This is a genomic window from Sinomonas soli, assembly GCF_054782415.1.
Map to the genome: position 1 here is coordinate 222,496 of NZ_BAAGSN010000013.1, position 15,344 is coordinate 237,839.

At 70.8% G+C, this 15,344-nt stretch carries 12 protein-coding genes and 1 riboswitch; of the genes, 4 read left to right on the forward strand and 8 right to left on the reverse strand.

What is annotated here, in order from left to right; all coding sequences use genetic code 11:
- Positions 1-83 precede the first annotated feature (83 nt).
- Positions 84-1,157 (reverse strand): Gfo/Idh/MocA family protein, encoded by a 1,074-nt coding sequence (locus ACYVKZ_RS13075; protein ID WP_460992684.1) that lies wholly within the window; start codon positions 1,155-1,157, stop codon positions 84-86.
- Positions 1,158-1,280: 123 nt separating this feature from the next.
- Here ACYVKZ_RS13075 and ACYVKZ_RS13080 point away from each other — a divergent pair, with 123 nt between their 5' ends.
- Complete coding sequence (locus ACYVKZ_RS13080) at positions 1,281-3,161, forward strand: heavy metal translocating P-type ATPase (protein ID WP_460992685.1); 1,881 nt, start codon at positions 1,281-1,283, stop codon at positions 3,159-3,161.
- 12 nt (positions 3,162-3,173) lie between these two features.
- Here ACYVKZ_RS13080 and ACYVKZ_RS13085 read toward each other — a convergent pair whose 3' ends face one another.
- The 4 genes from ACYVKZ_RS13085 to ACYVKZ_RS13100 form a co-directional block, all read right to left on the reverse strand.
- Positions 3,174-4,274 carry a substrate-binding domain-containing protein gene (locus ACYVKZ_RS13085; RefSeq protein WP_460992686.1) on the reverse strand — a complete coding sequence of 367 codons (1,101 nt, stop codon included), beginning with the start codon at positions 4,272-4,274 and terminating at the stop codon, positions 3,174-3,176.
- Between the two features lie 111 nt (positions 4,275-4,385).
- Positions 4,386-5,678: a multiple monosaccharide ABC transporter permease gene (gene mmsB / locus ACYVKZ_RS13090; protein WP_460992687.1), complete on the reverse strand. Its 1,293-nt coding sequence runs from the start codon at positions 5,676-5,678 to the stop codon at positions 4,386-4,388.
- Between the two features lie 17 nt (positions 5,679-5,695).
- On the reverse strand, positions 5,696-7,240 hold the full coding sequence (gene mmsA / locus ACYVKZ_RS13095; RefSeq protein ID WP_460992688.1) for a multiple monosaccharide ABC transporter ATP-binding protein: 1,545 nt from the start codon (positions 7,238-7,240) through the stop codon (positions 5,696-5,698).
- 156 nt (positions 7,241-7,396) lie between these two features.
- Positions 7,397-8,590: an ROK family transcriptional regulator gene (locus ACYVKZ_RS13100; protein WP_460992689.1), complete on the reverse strand. Its 1,194-nt coding sequence runs from the start codon at positions 8,588-8,590 to the stop codon at positions 7,397-7,399.
- 96 nt (positions 8,591-8,686) lie between these two features.
- Here ACYVKZ_RS13100 and ACYVKZ_RS13105 point away from each other — a divergent pair, with 96 nt between their 5' ends.
- Complete coding sequence (locus tag ACYVKZ_RS13105) at positions 8,687-9,208, forward strand: gamma carbonic anhydrase family protein (RefSeq protein ID WP_460992690.1); 522 nt, start codon at positions 8,687-8,689, stop codon at positions 9,206-9,208.
- A 37-nt stretch (positions 9,209-9,245) separates the two neighbouring features.
- Here the strand turns inward: ACYVKZ_RS13105 and purU are convergent, their stop codons facing one another.
- Together purU and ACYVKZ_RS13115 are read right to left on the reverse strand one after the other, a co-directional pair.
- Positions 9,246-10,094 (reverse strand): formyltetrahydrofolate deformylase, encoded by an 849-nt coding sequence (gene purU / locus ACYVKZ_RS13110; protein ID WP_460992691.1) that lies wholly within the window; start codon positions 10,092-10,094, stop codon positions 9,246-9,248.
- A gap of 50 nt (positions 10,095-10,144) precedes the next feature.
- Complete coding sequence (locus ACYVKZ_RS13115) at positions 10,145-11,275, reverse strand: NAD(P)-binding domain-containing protein (RefSeq protein ID WP_460992692.1); 1,131 nt, start codon at positions 11,273-11,275, stop codon at positions 10,145-10,147.
- Between the two features lie 71 nt (positions 11,276-11,346).
- Positions 11,347-11,433, forward strand: a riboswitch (ZMP/ZTP riboswitch).
- A 102-nt stretch (positions 11,434-11,535) separates the two neighbouring features.
- Between ACYVKZ_RS13115 and glyA the strand changes: the two genes are divergently transcribed.
- Both glyA and ACYVKZ_RS13125 read left to right on the forward strand, forming a co-directional pair.
- Entirely contained in the window at positions 11,536-12,828 is a 1,293-nt protein-coding gene (gene glyA, locus ACYVKZ_RS13120; RefSeq protein WP_460992693.1) for a serine hydroxymethyltransferase, read from the forward strand.
- Between the two features lie 8 nt (positions 12,829-12,836).
- Positions 12,837-13,742 (forward strand): bifunctional methylenetetrahydrofolate dehydrogenase/methenyltetrahydrofolate cyclohydrolase, encoded by a 906-nt coding sequence (locus ACYVKZ_RS13125; protein ID WP_460992694.1) that lies wholly within the window; start codon positions 12,837-12,839, stop codon positions 13,740-13,742.
- Between the two features lie 140 nt (positions 13,743-13,882).
- On the opposite strand, the gene ACYVKZ_RS13130 is transcribed toward ACYVKZ_RS13125, so the two are convergent.
- On the reverse strand, positions 13,883-15,268 hold the full coding sequence (locus tag ACYVKZ_RS13130; protein ID WP_460992695.1) for an MFS transporter: 1,386 nt from the start codon (positions 15,266-15,268) through the stop codon (positions 13,883-13,885).
- Positions 15,269-15,344 lie beyond the last annotated feature (76 nt).

Consider the following 15,344-nt stretch of genomic DNA (forward strand, 5'->3'; position numbering starts at 1 on the left):
CCCAGTCAGGCGGCGGCCCGGATGGGCTGTGCGGCCATCCTAGGAAGGGGAGGGGCGCAGGTCCAGATGCGGGAGTGAGGTTTTCAGCCCCGTTCGTCGTTCGGGTAGCTGATGCCGAGCTGGCGGCGGACCCCGTCGAAGAGCCGCATCGTGTCCACCGTGTGCCTCCACGGCATGGTCGGGCTCTCGGAGACGCCCTGCTGCACGCACCGCACGACCTCGCGCAGCTCGTAGACGTAGCCTCGGCCCACGATCTCGATCTTCTCGGTGCGCGCAGGGTCCCACCCGCGCCGCACCACGAGCTCGCTCGGGTTGTTGACGCTCCCCACGCTCGTGAGGACGCCCTCGGTCCCGGCCACGGTTGCGGTCCGCGGCCCGTGGGCCACGAGCGAGGAGATGAGCGATGCGAGCTGGCCGTCCGAGTAGGAGAGGGTGAGCACGTTCTGCTCGTCCACCCCGGCATCGTTGAGCTTTCCGACGGCCGTGAGGGAGTCCGGGTAGCCGAGGGCGCCGAGCGCCCAGAGGAGCGGGTAGACGGTCAGGTCGAGCAGTGCTCCGCCGCCGGCCGGCACGTCCCACAGCCGGCTCGTGGGATCCTTCGGCGCCGGGAAGCCGAGGTCCGCCGAGACCCACTGCACCTCGCCGATCTCTCCCGACTCGATGATGTCGAAGGCCCTGAGCATGCCCGGGACGAACCGGCTCCACATGGCCTCCATCAGGAACAGGCCGTTCGCCTCGGCCAGGCCCACGAGCTCCTGCGCCTCCTGGGCGTTGACGGTGAAGGCCTTCTCGACCAGCACGTTCTTCCCGGCCTCGAGGGCGGCGCGGGCCACCTCGTAGTGCTGCCCGTGCGGCGTGGCCACGTAGACGACGTCGACGTCCGGGTCCTCGACCAGCTGGACGTAGCCGGGCCGTGCCACCTCGTCCGAGTACGCGCGGGAGGCGCCGAACTCGCGCGCGTAGGCGAGCGCGCGCTCGTGGGCCCGGGAGCTGACCGCGTGCAGCGCCGCGTCCGGAAGGAGCGCGAGGTCCCGCGCGACGGTCCGGGCGATGCCGCCCGTCGCCACCACGCCCCACCGCACCGTGCGGCCGGTCGGCTCGAGCGGATCGTCCGTGGGCTGCAGCGACAGCCACGGCCGCTGGATGTGACGTGTCATGCGCCCATCCTTCCACGGCCCGCGCCAGGACAGCGGGCGCGACCACTCAGTGCGGGCTGCGCGATGCGTCCGGGAAGCCCTGCCTTGCTGGACGGCCGACACTGCGGGCGGGAGGATCGGACCATGGGGATCCTCCGTATGGCCCGCAGGTATCCGATCGTCGTCGCTGGCCTCGTCGTCCTGGCGGCCGCTCTCGCCCTCGCCGGGCTCGGGCAGCGGGATGCCGCCCTCATCACGGCGAGCGTATTCGCCGCCGGCGTAGGGGCCTGGACGCTCATCAAGATGGTCCGGGAGATCCTCCACGGCCACTTCGGCCTCGACATCCTTGCCGTCACGGCCATCGTGGCGACGCTGCTCGTGGGCGAGTACATCGCCGCCGTGATCATCGTGCTCATGCTCTCCGGCGGCGAGGCCCTCGAGGACTACGCCGCCGGGAGGGCCAAGCGCGAGCTCACCGCCCTGCTCGACCGCGCGCCCAGGGTCGCCCACCGGCAGGCGCCGGACGGGACGGTGGAAGACGTGGTGCTCGAGGAGGTCGTGCCCGGGGACCTGCTCGTGGTGCGTCCGGCCGAAGTGGTGCCGGTGGACGGCGTCCTGGAGTCCCCGGCGGCGACCTTCGACGAGTCCTCGCTCACGGGCGAGAGCCTTCCGGTGGACCGGCTGGCGGGGGAGCCCGTCCTCTCGGGCTCGATCAACGGCACCGCTGCGGCCATGCTCCGCGCGAGCGCCACCGCCGCGGACAGCCAGTTCTCCCAGATCGTGGCGCTCGTCCGCGAGGCGGCCGCGAGCCGGGCGCCGGTGGTGCGGCTCGCGGACCGCTACGCCGTCCCCTTCACGCTGTTCTCCCTCGCCCTCGCCGCGGTCGGCTGGTGGGTCTCCGGGGACCCGCGCCGCTTCGCGGAGGTGCTCGTGGTCGCCACCCCGTGCCCGCTCCTCATCGCCGCCCCCGTGGCGTTCATGGGCGGGATGAGCCGGGCCGCGAAGCACGGCGTGATCGTCAAGGGCGGTGCGGTGCTCGAGCTGCTCTCCCGCGTGAAGACAGCGGCCTTCGACAAGACCGGCACGCTCACCCGCGGGCGGCCCGAGCTCGTCGCGGTCCGGCCCGAGCGCGGGTTCGACGCCGAGCAGCTCCTCACGCTCACGGCCTCCGCCGAGCAGTACTCGACCCACGCACTCGCCGCCTCCGTGGTCGAGGCCGCCTTGGCGCAGGGGGTGGACCTCCTCCCGGGCGGTGGGGCCGAGGAGGCCGCGACGAACGGTGTGCTCGCCGAGATCGCCGGCCAGCGGGTGCTGGTCGGCAAGCGGGCCTTCGTGGGCGCCGAGACGGGGCGCCAGCTCGCCGAGCCCCCGCTCGAGCCGGGCGAGCTGGCCGTCTACGTGGCGGTCGACGGCGCCTTCGCCGGCGTGGTCGTGCTCAGGGATCTCCCGCGGCCCGAGGCCCGCGCCACCCTAGCCCGCCTCGCGGCCCTGGGCGCGCGGCACACGGTCATGCTCACGGGCGACGGCGCCTCGACCGCCCACAGCATCGCCTCGCACCTCGGCGTCACGGACGTGCGTCCGGAGCTCCTTCCCCTCGACAAGGTCGAGATCGTCCGCGCGGCCGAGCCGCGGCCCGTGCTCATGGTCGGCGACGGCGTCAACGACGCTCCGGTCCTCGCCGCCGCCGACGTGGGGATCGCCATGGGCGCCCGCGGCTCGACCGCGGCCAGCGAGTCCGCGGACGCCGTCGTGCTCGTCGACGACATCTCCCGGGCCGCGGACGCCATGGAGATCTCCCAGCGAACGGTGCGGGTGGCGCTCCAGTCCATCTGGCTCGGCATCGCCCTGAGCGTGGGCCTCATGGCCGTGGCCCTCACCGGCCTGCTGCCGCCGGTCGTCGGGGCCCTGCTGCAGGAGCTTGTGGACCTCGCGACCATCCTCAATGCCCTGCGGGCCATCCGCGGCGGCCGGCAGACGGCAACGGCGGCCGCCCCCGCAGTGGGGACGGCCGCCGTCAGAGGCTGAGCGCTCGGAAGACTACTGGACGATCTTGCTCAGGGTCGGGTCGTTCGCGTAGGCCTCCTTGGCGTTGGCCTTCGTGACGATCTGCGGCGGCAGCAGGAAGGCCGGGACCGTCTTGACGCCGTTGTTGTAGGACTTGTCGTCGTTGATGTCCGGCTTCTGGCCCTGCTGGAGCTTCTTGACCATGTCGATGGCCTTGTTCACCAGGTTGCGGGTGTCCTTGTTGATGGTCGAGTACTGCTCGCCCGCCATGATGGACTTGACCGACTCGACCTCGGAGTCCTGGCCGGTGACGACCGGGACCGGCTTGCCGGCGCTCTTCACCGAGGTGATGATCGCGCGGGCCAGGGTGTCATTCGGGGACAGCACGCCGTCCAGCGACGCGGAGTTGTAGCTCGCGGCGAGGATGGTGTCCATGCGCTTCTGCGCGTTCTCCGCCTTCCAGCCCTGGGTCACGGCCTGGTCGAAGGACTTCTGGCCGGAGACGACCTTGAGCGTGCCATCGTCGATCTTGGGCTGGAGGATGTTCATCGCCCCGTCCCAGAAGACCTTCGCGTTCGCATCGTCGGGGGACCCGGCGAAGAGCTCGACGTTGTACGGGCCGTTCGGCTTCTTCGCCTTCATGCCGTCCAGGAGGGCCTGGCCCTGCAGCTGGCCGACCTTGTAGTTGTCGTACGCGACGTAGTAGTCCACCGCGTCCGTGTTCTTCAGGAGGCGGTCGTAGGCGATGACCGTGGCGCCCGCGGCCTTGGCCTGCTGCACCTGGGTGCCCAGCTGGGAGCCGTCGATGGCGCCCACGATGATGACCTTGGCGCCCTTGGTGACCATGGCCGAGATCTGGTTCTGCTGCTCAGAGACGCCACCGTTGGCGAACTGCACATCGGGGTTGAAGCCCGCGGCCTTGAGCCCGTCGTTGAACAGCCCCTCCGCGAGGACCCAGTTCTCAGAGGTCTTCTGGGGGAGCGCGACGCCGATCGTCGAGTTCGCTGCGAACCCGCCGGTGCCGCCGCTCGCGCTGGCTGAGCTGCTCGACTCCGAGCGTCCGCACCCTGTGAGCGCGAGGGCCGCGATGGCCACGACGGCCGCGGCCTTTCCTGCCGTACCGAACATACGCATTGTTTCTGCTTTCTGTGGTTTCCTGTGGATCCGGTTGCGGAATCGTGGGGGTCTGGGGTGCCCGGAGGGGGAGGCGCCGGCCGCGCCCGGGCGTGCGGCCGGCGTCGTCCGTCAGGCGTCCTTGGCGAGGACTTCGCTGGTCTTGGTGGTCTCGTCCGGCTGCAGGGGAGTGCCGCCGGCGGTGCGGCTGCCGCGGCCGCCGCCGGCGCCGCGCAGGAGCAGGCCGATGATGGAGCGGCGTCCCTGGGACTTCTGGTAGACGTCGAACGCGACGGCGGCCAGGAGGACGAGGCCCTTGATGATGGCGGTGCGGTCCGCGCCGATGCCGAGGAGCTGGAGGCCGTTGTTGAGCACGGCCATGACCAGGCCGCCGACGATCGAGCCGATGACCGTGCCGACGCCGCCGGTGACCGCGGCGCCGCCGATGAACACGGCCGCGATCGCGTCGAGCTCCCAGCCGGTGCCGTCGAACGGGCCGGAGGCGGTGGAGCGGGCCACGAAGACCATGCCGGCGAGGGCGGCGAGGATGGCCATGTTCATCATCACCAGGAAGTTGACCTTCTTGGACTGGACGCCCGAGAGCTCGGCCGCGTGGCGGTTGCCGCCGACGGCGTAGACGTGGCGGCCGATCACGGTCTTGGAGGAGATGAAGCCGTAGATCAGCACGAGGATGCCGAGGATGATGCCCGGCACCGGGAACGAGGTGCCGGGGCGGCCGGTGGCAAAGAGGTAGGTCGCGTAGAGGATGGCGGCGCTGATGAGCACGAGCTTGGTCACGCTGACCCACAGTTCGGGGACCTCGGCGCCGAGCGCCTTGGCCTCGCGGCGGGAGCGCAGCTCGAAGAAGACGACGGCGGCGACGCCGATGATGCCGATCAGGAGCGTGAGGTTGTTGTACCCGGTGTCCGGGCCGATCTCGGGCAGGTAGCCGGCGCCGATGTACTGGAAGTCCTTGGGGACCGGGACCGTGTTGGACTGGCCGATCCACTGGTTCACGCCGCGGAAGATGAGCATGCCGGCGAGGGTCACGATGAAGGCGGGGATGCCGATGTAGGCGACCCAGAAGCCCTGCCAGGCGCCGATGACGGCGCCGATCACGAGGCCGAGGATGATCCCGACCCAGGAGGGGAGGCCCCAGTCGCGCATCGCGATGGCGACGATGATGCCGACGGCGGCGGCAATCGAGCCGACGGAGAGGTCGATGTGGCCGGCGATGATCACGAGGACCATGCCGATGGCCAGGATCAGGATGTACGAGTTGCCGTTGAAGAGGTTGATCACGTTGTCCGGCGTGAGCGTGAGCCCGCCGGTGAGGATCTGGAACAGGATGATCAGGGCCACGAGGGCGAAGATCATCCCGAACTGGCGGCTGTTGCCGCCGAAGAGCTTCTTGAGGGCGTCCATGGTTGGTCCTTCGTCTCTCAGGCTGCCTTGCGGGCCTGGGTCATGAGCTTCATGAGGCTCTCCTGCGTGGCCTCTTCCTTGGTCAGGACGCCGGTGATGGCGCCCTCGAAGATCGTGTAGATGCGGTCCGAGAGTCCCAGCAGCTCGGGCAGCTCCGAGGAGATCACGATCACGCCCTTGCCCTGGCTGGCCAGGCGCTGGATGATCCCGTAGATCTCGTACTTCGCGCCGACGTCGATGCCGCGGGTGGGCTCGTCGAGGATCAGCAGCTCGGGATCGGTGAACATCCACTTGGCCAGGACGACCTTCTGCTGGTTCCCGCCGGAGAGCTTGGCGACGCCCTCGTCGACGTTGGGGGTCTTGGTCCGCAGCGACCGGCGGTACTCCTCGGCCACCTGGTACTCGCGGTTGCGGTCGACGACGAGGCCCCGGGTGATCTTCTTCAGCGCGGCGGAGACGGTGGTCGTCTTGATGTCGTCGAGCAGGTTCAGGCCGAGCGACTTGCGGTCCTCGGTCACGTAGCCCAGGCCCGCGTCGATCGCCTGCGCGACGGTGTTCATGCGGACCTCCTTGCCGTGCATGTAGGTGTGGCCCGAGATGAACTTGCCGTAGGAGTGGCCGAAGATACTGCGGGCCAGCTCGGTGCGGCCGGCGCCCATGAGCCCGGCGAAGCCGACGATCTCGCCCTCGCGGACGAAGAAGTCGGAGCCCTTGCACACGAGCCGGTCGGCGATCACGGGGTGCTGCACCGTCCAGCCCTTGGCCTCGAACAGGACCTCGCCCACGGTCGGGGTGTGGTCCGGGAAGCGGGACTCGAGCGTGCGCCCGACCATGCCCTTGATGATGCGGTCCTCGTCGACGCCGTCGCGCTTGACGTTGAGCGTCTCGATCGAGCGGCCGTCGCGGATGATGGTGATCTCGTCCGCGACCTGCTCGATCTCGTTGAGCTTGTGGGAGATCATGATCGACGTGACGCCGCGGCCCTTCAGGCCCACGATCAGGTCCAGCAGGTGCTGCGAGTCGGACTCGTTCAGCGCGGCCGTGGGCTCGTCGAGGATGAGCAGCTTGACGGACTTGTTCAGCGCCTTGGCGATCTCGACCAGCTGCTGCTTGCCGACGCCGATCTCCTTCACCTGGGTGTCGGGATCGTCGGAGAGCCCGACCCGCGCGAGCAGGTCCAGGGACCGCCGGCGGGCCTCCTTCCAGTCGATCACTCCGCGGCGGGAGGGCTCGTTGCCCAGGAAGATGTTCTCCATGATGGACAGCTCGGGGATCAGCGCGAGCTCCTGGTGGATGATCACGATCCCTGCGGCCTCGCTGGCCCGGATGTCCTTGAACTCCTGGACCTGGCCCTGGAAGAAGATCTCGCCGGCGTAGCTGCCGTGGGGGTAGACCCCGGAGAGGACCTTCATGAGCGTGGACTTGCCAGCTCCGTTCTCCCCGCAGATCGCGTGGATCTCGCCGGCCTTCACCTGCAGGTTCACGTCCGCGAGCGCCTTCACGCCCGGGAACTCCTTGGTGATGGACCGCATTTCGAGGATGACGGGTTCGTTCGGCGCCATGTGCCCCTTGCCTCCTGGTCATCAGGTCGAACTTCATTGTCCGGCGGCCAAGGTTCGGCGCCGTCTGAGTAGAAAGTAAACAATCTCTGCGCTCTTGTCGTCAAGGCTTGAACGCAATCTGAGGGTGCTGCTCCGATTATGGTGTGCCGCAGGGCCTCAGGAGCGATGGGCGATCTCCGCGTTCTGGAACACGAGCGCGGCCGCCCCAAGAGCTTCGGCGCGGGCCCCCAGCGCGGACATCGCGAGGGCGGTCGTCTCCCCCACGAGCGGCACCGCGTGCCGCAGCAGGCCCCGCCGGATGGGCTCGAGCAGGATCTCGCCGAGCCCCGCGAGGGGGCCGCCGATGACGATCACCTCGGGGCTGATGAGATTGGCGACCGCGCCCAGCGCGCGGCCCACGGCCAGGCCGGCGTCGTCGAGCACCCGCAGGACGGCCGCAGAGCCGGCCCGGGCGCGCTCGACGATCTCGTCGGGGGTCATCTGGTCGGGGTGGCCCCTGCTGAGCAGCTCCGACATGGTGGTGGTGGACGCGACCGTCTCGAGGCAGCCGCGGTTGCCGCAGCGGCACACGAGCCCGTGCTCCACGATCGTCGAGTGCCCGATCTCTCCGGTGACCCCGACGTGCCCGTAGAACGGGGCCCCGTTGATGATGAGGCCCGCGCCGATGCCGGACCCGATCTTCACGAACATGAGGTTCTCGACCCCGTTGTGGGGGCCCCAGGTGACCTCGCTGAGGGCGCCGAGATTGGCGTCGTTGTCCACGAAGACGGGGAGCCCGAGCCTCTCCTCGAGGTGCGCCAGGATCTGGAATCCGACCCACTCGGGAAGGATGGCGCCCTGGACCACGGTGCCGGTCCGGTGGTCGATGGGGCCGGGGATCCCCGCGCCCACCCCCACGATGTGCTCGCGCCGCACGCCGGACTCGGCCAGCAGGCGGTCCAGCACGTCCACTGCGGCCGTGATGCTCACGTCCGCCTGGTGGCCGAGGGGCAGCATCATGCTCTCCTCGGCCAGGACCTCGTAGGCCAGGTTCGCGAGCACCACCCTCAGGTGCCGGCGCCCGAAGTCGATGCCCACGGCGACCGCCGAATTGCTGTTGAGCCGGACACTCAGTGCGCGCCGGCCCGAGCTCGTGGTCGGCTCCGTGGCGACCACGCTCGCGTCGCAGAGCACCTTGACGATGTTCGACACGGTGGCGGTCGAGAGGCCGGTCTGGCGGGAGAGCTCGGCCTGGGTCGCGGGGCCCGCCATGAGCGCCTCCACGATGCGCTGCTCGTTGAGCTTTCGGAGCGCTGACTGGGAGCCGGGGTTGCCGGTGCCGCTCGTCGTCGAGCGCAGGGTGGAGACCATGCCACACAGCTTGCGCTCTGGTCCCTCTTGTCGTCAAGAAATGAACGCAACACGGGTCATCGTCAGGCTTCCGAGCAGACCACTAGTCTGGGGGCCATGAGCCCAGTGATCGAATTCGGGGGCAAGACCCCGGACATCCACCCGAGCGCGTTCGTGGCCCCCACGGCCTCCGTCATCGGCGACGCGCACCTGGCCGACCGCTCGAGCGCCTTCTACGGGGTCTCGGTGCGCGCCGACACCGCCACCATCACCGTCGGGGCCGGGAGCAATCTCCAGGACAACGTGGTCCTGCACGCGGACGCCGGGTTCCCGTGCACGGTCGGGGCCGGCGTCTCGGTGGGCCACAACGCGGTGGTCCACGGCTGCACGGTGGGCGACAACGTGCTCGTGGGCATGAGCGCGACCATCATGAACGGCGCCGTGATCGGGGCCGAGTCGCTCGTCGCGGCCGGGGCCGTGGTCCTCGAGGGGACCCAGGTGCCCCCGCGGTCGCTCGTGGCGGGAGTGCCCGCCAAGGTTCGCCGCGAGCTCACGGAGGAGGAGGTCCAGGGCCTCTACCGCAATGCCGCCCACTACGTGGACCTGGCCCGGGCGCACCGGCAGGCCAACGGCCGCTGACCGGACTTCCCGGGGGGAGGCCCCTCCCGGGGAGCCGTCAGGCGAAGACCACCGTGCGGTGCCCGTCGAGCAGGACGCGGTGCTCGGCGTGCCACTGGACGGCCCGGCACAGGGTGCGGCCCTCGACGTCGCGGCCCATCTGCACGAGCTGCTCGGCCGTCTTGGAGTGGTCCACCCGGATGACCTCCTGCTCGATGATCGGCCCCTCGTCGAGGTCCGCGGTCACGTAGTGCGCGGTGGCCCCGATGATCTTCACTCCGCGGGCGTGCGCCTGGTGGTAGGGCTTGGCCCCCTTGAACGAGGGCAGGAACGAGTGGTGGATGTTGATCGCGCGGCCCTCGAGCGCGCGGCACAGCCCGTCGGAGAGGATCTGCATGTACCGGGCCAGCACTACGAGCTCGATCCGGTGCTCCTCGACGAGGCCCAGCAGCCTTTCCTCGGCCTCCGCCTTGGTGGCCGAGGAGACGGGCAGGTGCACGAACGGCACGCCGTAGAACTCGGCCATCGGTGCGAGGTCGGTGTGGTTGGACACCACCGCGGGCACCTCGATCGGCAGCGTCCCCGCCCGCTGCTGGAAGAGGAGGTCGTTGAGGGTCCGCCCGTCCTTGGAGCACATGATGAGCGTACGCACCGGCTGACCGCCCCCGAAGAGCCCCAGCCGCATCGAGAACCCCTCGGCGACGGGTGCGAGCGAGGCCTCCAGGGCCCCCCGGTCCGACTCCGTCTCGACCTCGACGCGCATGAAGAACGTGCCGGTGTGCGGGCTCTCGTACTGGCGGGACTCGGCGATGTTGCAGCCGGCGGCCAGGAGGGCGCCGGAGACTGCGTGCACGATCCCCGGTCGGTCGGGGCAGGAGAGGGTCACGATGAACCTGTTGCGCTTCACGCGCTCTAGCGTAGCGAGCCGTGTGCGCCCGGCCCGCCGGGCGGGACGGCTCAGCGCACGACGGCGGCCGCCTCCTCGCGCTCGGACCCGCGCCGCAGCGCCCGGGTCGCCGCCAGGGCGGCAGCGCGCCCGGCCCGGGTCGCCCCGATGGTCGAGGCGCTGGCCCCGTAGCCGACGAGGAACAGCCGCGGCTCGCGCACCACGCTCACCCCGTCGCTGGCCATGAGGACCCCGCCGCCCGGCTCCCGCACCCGCAGCGGGGCGAGGTGCCCGAGCGCGGCCCGGAAGCCGGTGGCCCACAGGATGGCGTCGAGCTCGAGCGCGGTGCCGTCGGCGAGGACCGCGCCGGTGGCCGTGAGCCGCGCGAGCGGGCCGCGGGAGACGAGCACCCCGGAGCGGATGCCGGCCCGGTACTGCTCGGTGAGCGGCAGGCCCGTCGCGGCGGAGACGCTCAGGGGCGGCAGCCCGGCGCGCGTGCGCTCGCCGACGCGCCGCTCGACCTCCGCGCCCCACTCGGCGCCGAAGGGCTCCCGGGTCCACTGCGGCGGCCGCCGCGTCGACCAGGCCGTGCGGGCGCCGGCGGCGTCGAGCTGGAGGAGGAACTGCAGCGCGCTCGTCCCGGCCCCGACGACCAGGACGCGCTGCCCGGCAAACTCCTCGGCGGAGACGAAGTCGTGCGTGTGCAGCTGCCGGCCGCGGAACTGCTCGCGCCCCGGGTAGTGCGGCCAGTACGGCTGGTCCCACGTCCCCGTCGCGGAGATGACGGCCTCGGCGAGCCACGCGCGCCCGTCGGCGGCCCGCACGAGGAGGGCGGCGCCGTCGTCTGTGCGCTCCACCGAGGCGACGCGGGCGGGGCGGACCACGGGCAGCCCGAAGGCGCGCTCATAGCCGCCGTAGTACCGGCGCACGACGGCGGAGGCCGGCTCGTGCGGGTCGGGCGCCTCGAGGGGGAGGCCGGGGAGGGAGTGGAGATGGTGGGCGGCGTCGAAGGTCAGGGAGTCCCACCGGTGCCGCCAGGCTCCGCCCGGCCCCGTGTTGGCGTCGAGGACCACGTAGTCCTCCCACGGGGAGAGCCCGCGGCGCTGCAGCCAGTACGCGGCGCTGAGCCCGGCCTGTCCTGCGCCGATGACCACCGCTGGGCGTGCCTCCACGACATCCTCTTTCGTTGACGGATCAATCATCTGCGGAAACCGCGGGACGGCCCAGACTGTTCCCGGCCGGCCAGGGCGTGGCCAGCAGCCCACGGTAGACTGGGAGCCGTCGCGACTGGCGTTGGGTGGATCACCACCGGGGAGCGGCACACATGGGACACCGCGGATCGTACGCCTGGGCCGGGGTCGTGACGCTGCGCCTTCATGCTCTGCCGCGGAAGTTCCGGGGGAGCGCGGAGGCCGGTAGCCTGACCAGTAGCCTCCCGCCACCTGACAACCCAGGAGATCCCGTGAGCCCCGCCACTCCTACCGTGTCCGCCGTCAGCAACCTGCCGCTGAGCGAGGTCGATCCCGAGATCGCCGCCGTCCTCGACCAGGAGCTCGGCCGCCAGCGCAGCACCCTCGAGATGATCGCGAGCGAGAACTTCGCCCCCCGCGCCGTCATGGAGGCCCAAGGGTCGGTCCTGACCAACAAGTACGCCGAGGGCTATCCGGGCAAGCGCTACTACGGCGGCTGCGAGTACGTCGACGTCGCCGAGAACCTCGCGATCGACCGCGTCAAGGCCCTCTTCGGCGCCGAGTTCGCGAACGTCCAGCCCCACTCGGGCGCCCAGGCCAACGCCGCGGCGCTGTCCGCGATGATCAACCCCGGCGACAAGATCCTCGGGCTCTCGCTCGCCCACGGCGGCCACCTCACGCACGGCATGAAGCTCAACTTCTCCGGCAAGCTGTACGAGGTCGCGGCCTACCAGGTCGAGCAGGACACCTTCCGCGTGGACATGGACAGGCTCCGCGAGCAGGCCCTCGCCGAGCGTCCGCAGGTCATCATCGCCGGCTGGTCCGCCTACCCCCGCCACCTGGACTTCGCGGCGTTCCGCTCGATCGCCGACGAGGTCGGGGCGCTCCTGTGGACCGACATGGCCCACTTCGCCGGCCTCGTCGCGGCCGGGCTGCACCCCTCGCCCGTGCCCCACTCGCACGTGGTGACCTCGACCGTCCACAAGACCCTCGCGGGCCCGCGCTCGGGCGTGATCCTGGCCAAGGAGGAGTTCGGCCGGAAGATCAACTCCAACGTCTTCCCCGGCCAGCAGGGCGGACCGCTCATGCACGTCATCGCCGCCAAGGCCGTGGCGTTCAAGGTGGCCGGCTCCGACGAGTTCAAGGAGCGCCAGCAGCGCACCCTCGAGGGGGCGAAGATCGTGGCGGAGCGCCTCTCGCAGAAGGACGTCGCGGAGGCGGGCGTGTCCGTGCTCACCGGCGGCACCGACGTGCACCTGGTCCTCGTGGACCTGCGCCATTCCCAGCTCGACGGCCAGCAGGCCGAGGACCTCCTGCACGAGGTCGGCATCACGGTCAACCGCAACGCCGTCCCGTTCGACCCGCGCCCGCCGATGGTCACCTCCGGCCTGCGGATCGGCACCCCGGCGCTCGCGACCCGCGGCTTCGGCGCCGCCGAGTTCACCGAGGTCGCCGACATCATCGCCACGGCGCTCAAGGGGGGTGCCGACGCCGACGCCCTCCGCGCCCGCGTCGAGAAGCTCGCAGCGGACTTCCCGCTCTACCCGGGCCACGAGGAATGGTGAGCGGACCGATGGCATCCCAGACAGCGGGCCGCGCGGCCGTCCTCGACGGCAAGGCGGCCTCGGCCGCCATCAAGGAGGAGCTCGCCGAGCGCGTCGCAGCCCTCAAGGCCCGGGGGATCACCCCCGGCATCGCCACCGTGCTCGTCGGTGCAGACCCCGCCTCGCAGCTCTACGTGGGCATGAAGCACAAGCAGTCCGAGGCGATCGGGATGAACTCGATCCAGCGCGAACTGCCGGCGGACGCCACCCAGGAGCAGGTCGAGGCCCTCATCGACGAGCTCAACGCGGACCCCGCGTGCCACGGGTACATCGTGCAGCTCCCGCTGCCGAAGCACCTCGACACGGACGCGATCCTCGAGCGGATCGACCCGGCCAAGGACGCCGACGGCCTGCACCCGACCAACCTCGGCCGGCTCGTGCTGAACGTCAGCGGCACGATCGACACGCCGCTGCCCTGCACGCCGCGGGGCGTGATCGAGCTCCTGGTCCGCAACGGCTACGACCTCAAGGGCAAGCACGTGGTCGTGGTGGGCCGCGGTGTCACGATCGGCCGGCCGATCCCGCTGCTGCTCACGCGCCGCGAGATCAATGCGACCGTGACTATCACGCACACGGGTACCACGGACCTGTCCGAGCACCTGCGCCGGGCGGACGTGATCGTGGCCGGTGCCGGGGTCAAGCACATCGTCAGGCCTGAAGACGTCAAGCCCGGCGCGGCCGTGCTCGACGTCGGCGTGACCCGCGAGACGGACCCCGAGACGGGCAAGTCGAAGGTCTACGGCGACGTCCATCCCGGCGTCGCCGAGGTGGCGGGCTACGTCTCGCCGAACCCCGGCGGGGTGGGCCCGATGACCGTGGCGCTGCTCATGACCAACGTGGTCGAGGCCGCCGAGCGGGCCGCCGCCCCCGCCTGATTCTGGAAGTCGCCTTCTGGGGGCCACCTCCTGAACGTCACGCGCTGAGGGTCAGGTCCTGTGGGTCACGCGAGGTGACCCACAGGACCTGACCCTCAGGTGCTGACTCCCAGACGGGCTGGGGGCAGGCGGACGGCCGGTCAGGCCTTCGCGGCGACCGGCTCCGCAGCGCGGTTGGGCCCGAAGACCGTCGCGCCGGTGGCCTGCTCGGCCTCGTGGTCCGGGCCGAGCGGGATGCCGCGGCGGTCGCGCAGGCACAGGACCGCGCCGATCGACACGAGCGTCGCGATGAGCAGGTAGGCCGAGACGGCGGTCGTGGAGCCCGTGGCCTGCAGGAGCGCCTGGGCGATGGTCGGGGCGAAGGCGCCGCCCAGGATCGCGCCGATGGCGTAGGAGATCGAGACGCCGGAGAAGCGTACGGACGCCGGGAAGATCTCGGAGTACCACGCGGCCTGCGGGCCGTAGGTGAGGCCGAGACCGATCGAGAACAGCACCAGGCCGGTGTAGAGGCCCCCGAGGTTGCCTATGTTGACGAACCAGAACAGCGGGAACACCATCAGGGCCTGGAAGACGAAGCCGATGAGGTAGGTGGCCTTCCGGCCGATCTTGTCGGCGAGGATGCCTGCCACGAGGGTGGACACGAACCACATGGCGGAGGCGACGGTGGCCGTGAGGAGCACGGAGGTCGCGTCCATCTTGAGCTTGCCCGTGGCGTAGCCCTGGATGAAGCCGCCGGTGGTCATGTAGCCGGCCGCGTTGTTGCCCACGAACACGAGCGCCGCGAGGATCACGAGGTGCCAGTGCTTGCGGAACAGCACGACGATCGGCACCTTGGTCTGGCGGCCGCGCTCGGCGATCTCGGCGAACACCGGGCTCTCCTCGACCGAGCGGCGCACAAAGTAGCCGACGGCGATCAGCACGATGCTCAGCAGGAACGGCACGCGCCAGCCCCACTCGAGGAAGGCCTTGCCGGGGGAGACGGCCCCAGTCATGATCGCCATGACGCCGGAGGCGAGGAGCATGCCGAGCGGCACGCCGAGCTGCGGGAAGGCGCCCGCGAGGCCGCGGCGCTTCGCCGGGGCGTGCTCGACGGCCATGAGCACCGCGCCGCCCCACTCGCCGCCGGCCGAGACGCCCTGGAGGATGCGCAGGAGCAGCAGCAGGATGGGCGCCGCCATGCCGACCTGGGAGTAGGTGGGCAGGACGCCGATGAGGGTCGTGGACGCGCCCATGAGGATGAGGGTGATCACGAGCATCGCCCGGCGGCCGATCACGTCGCCGAAGTGCCCGGCGAGGAACGCCCCGAGCGGGCGGAAGAGGAAGGAGATGCCGACGGTCGCGAACGAGAGCAGGGTGGCGATGTTCGCGCCGGCGGGCTTGAAGAACAGCTCCGCGAAGACGAGGGCCGCGCCCGTGGCGTAGATGAAGAAGTCGTACCACTCGATGGTGGTTCCGATGATCGTCGCGAAGGCGACGCGTCGCTGGTTCGCTGCGGCGGAGACGGCGCCGGTGCCGGTATGGGTCATGGCTGGTGTCCTTGCTGGCCGGCATCGTCGCTGATGCCTCGTGGTGCGGCCGGGGCCGCGGGGGAACGGTGATGGC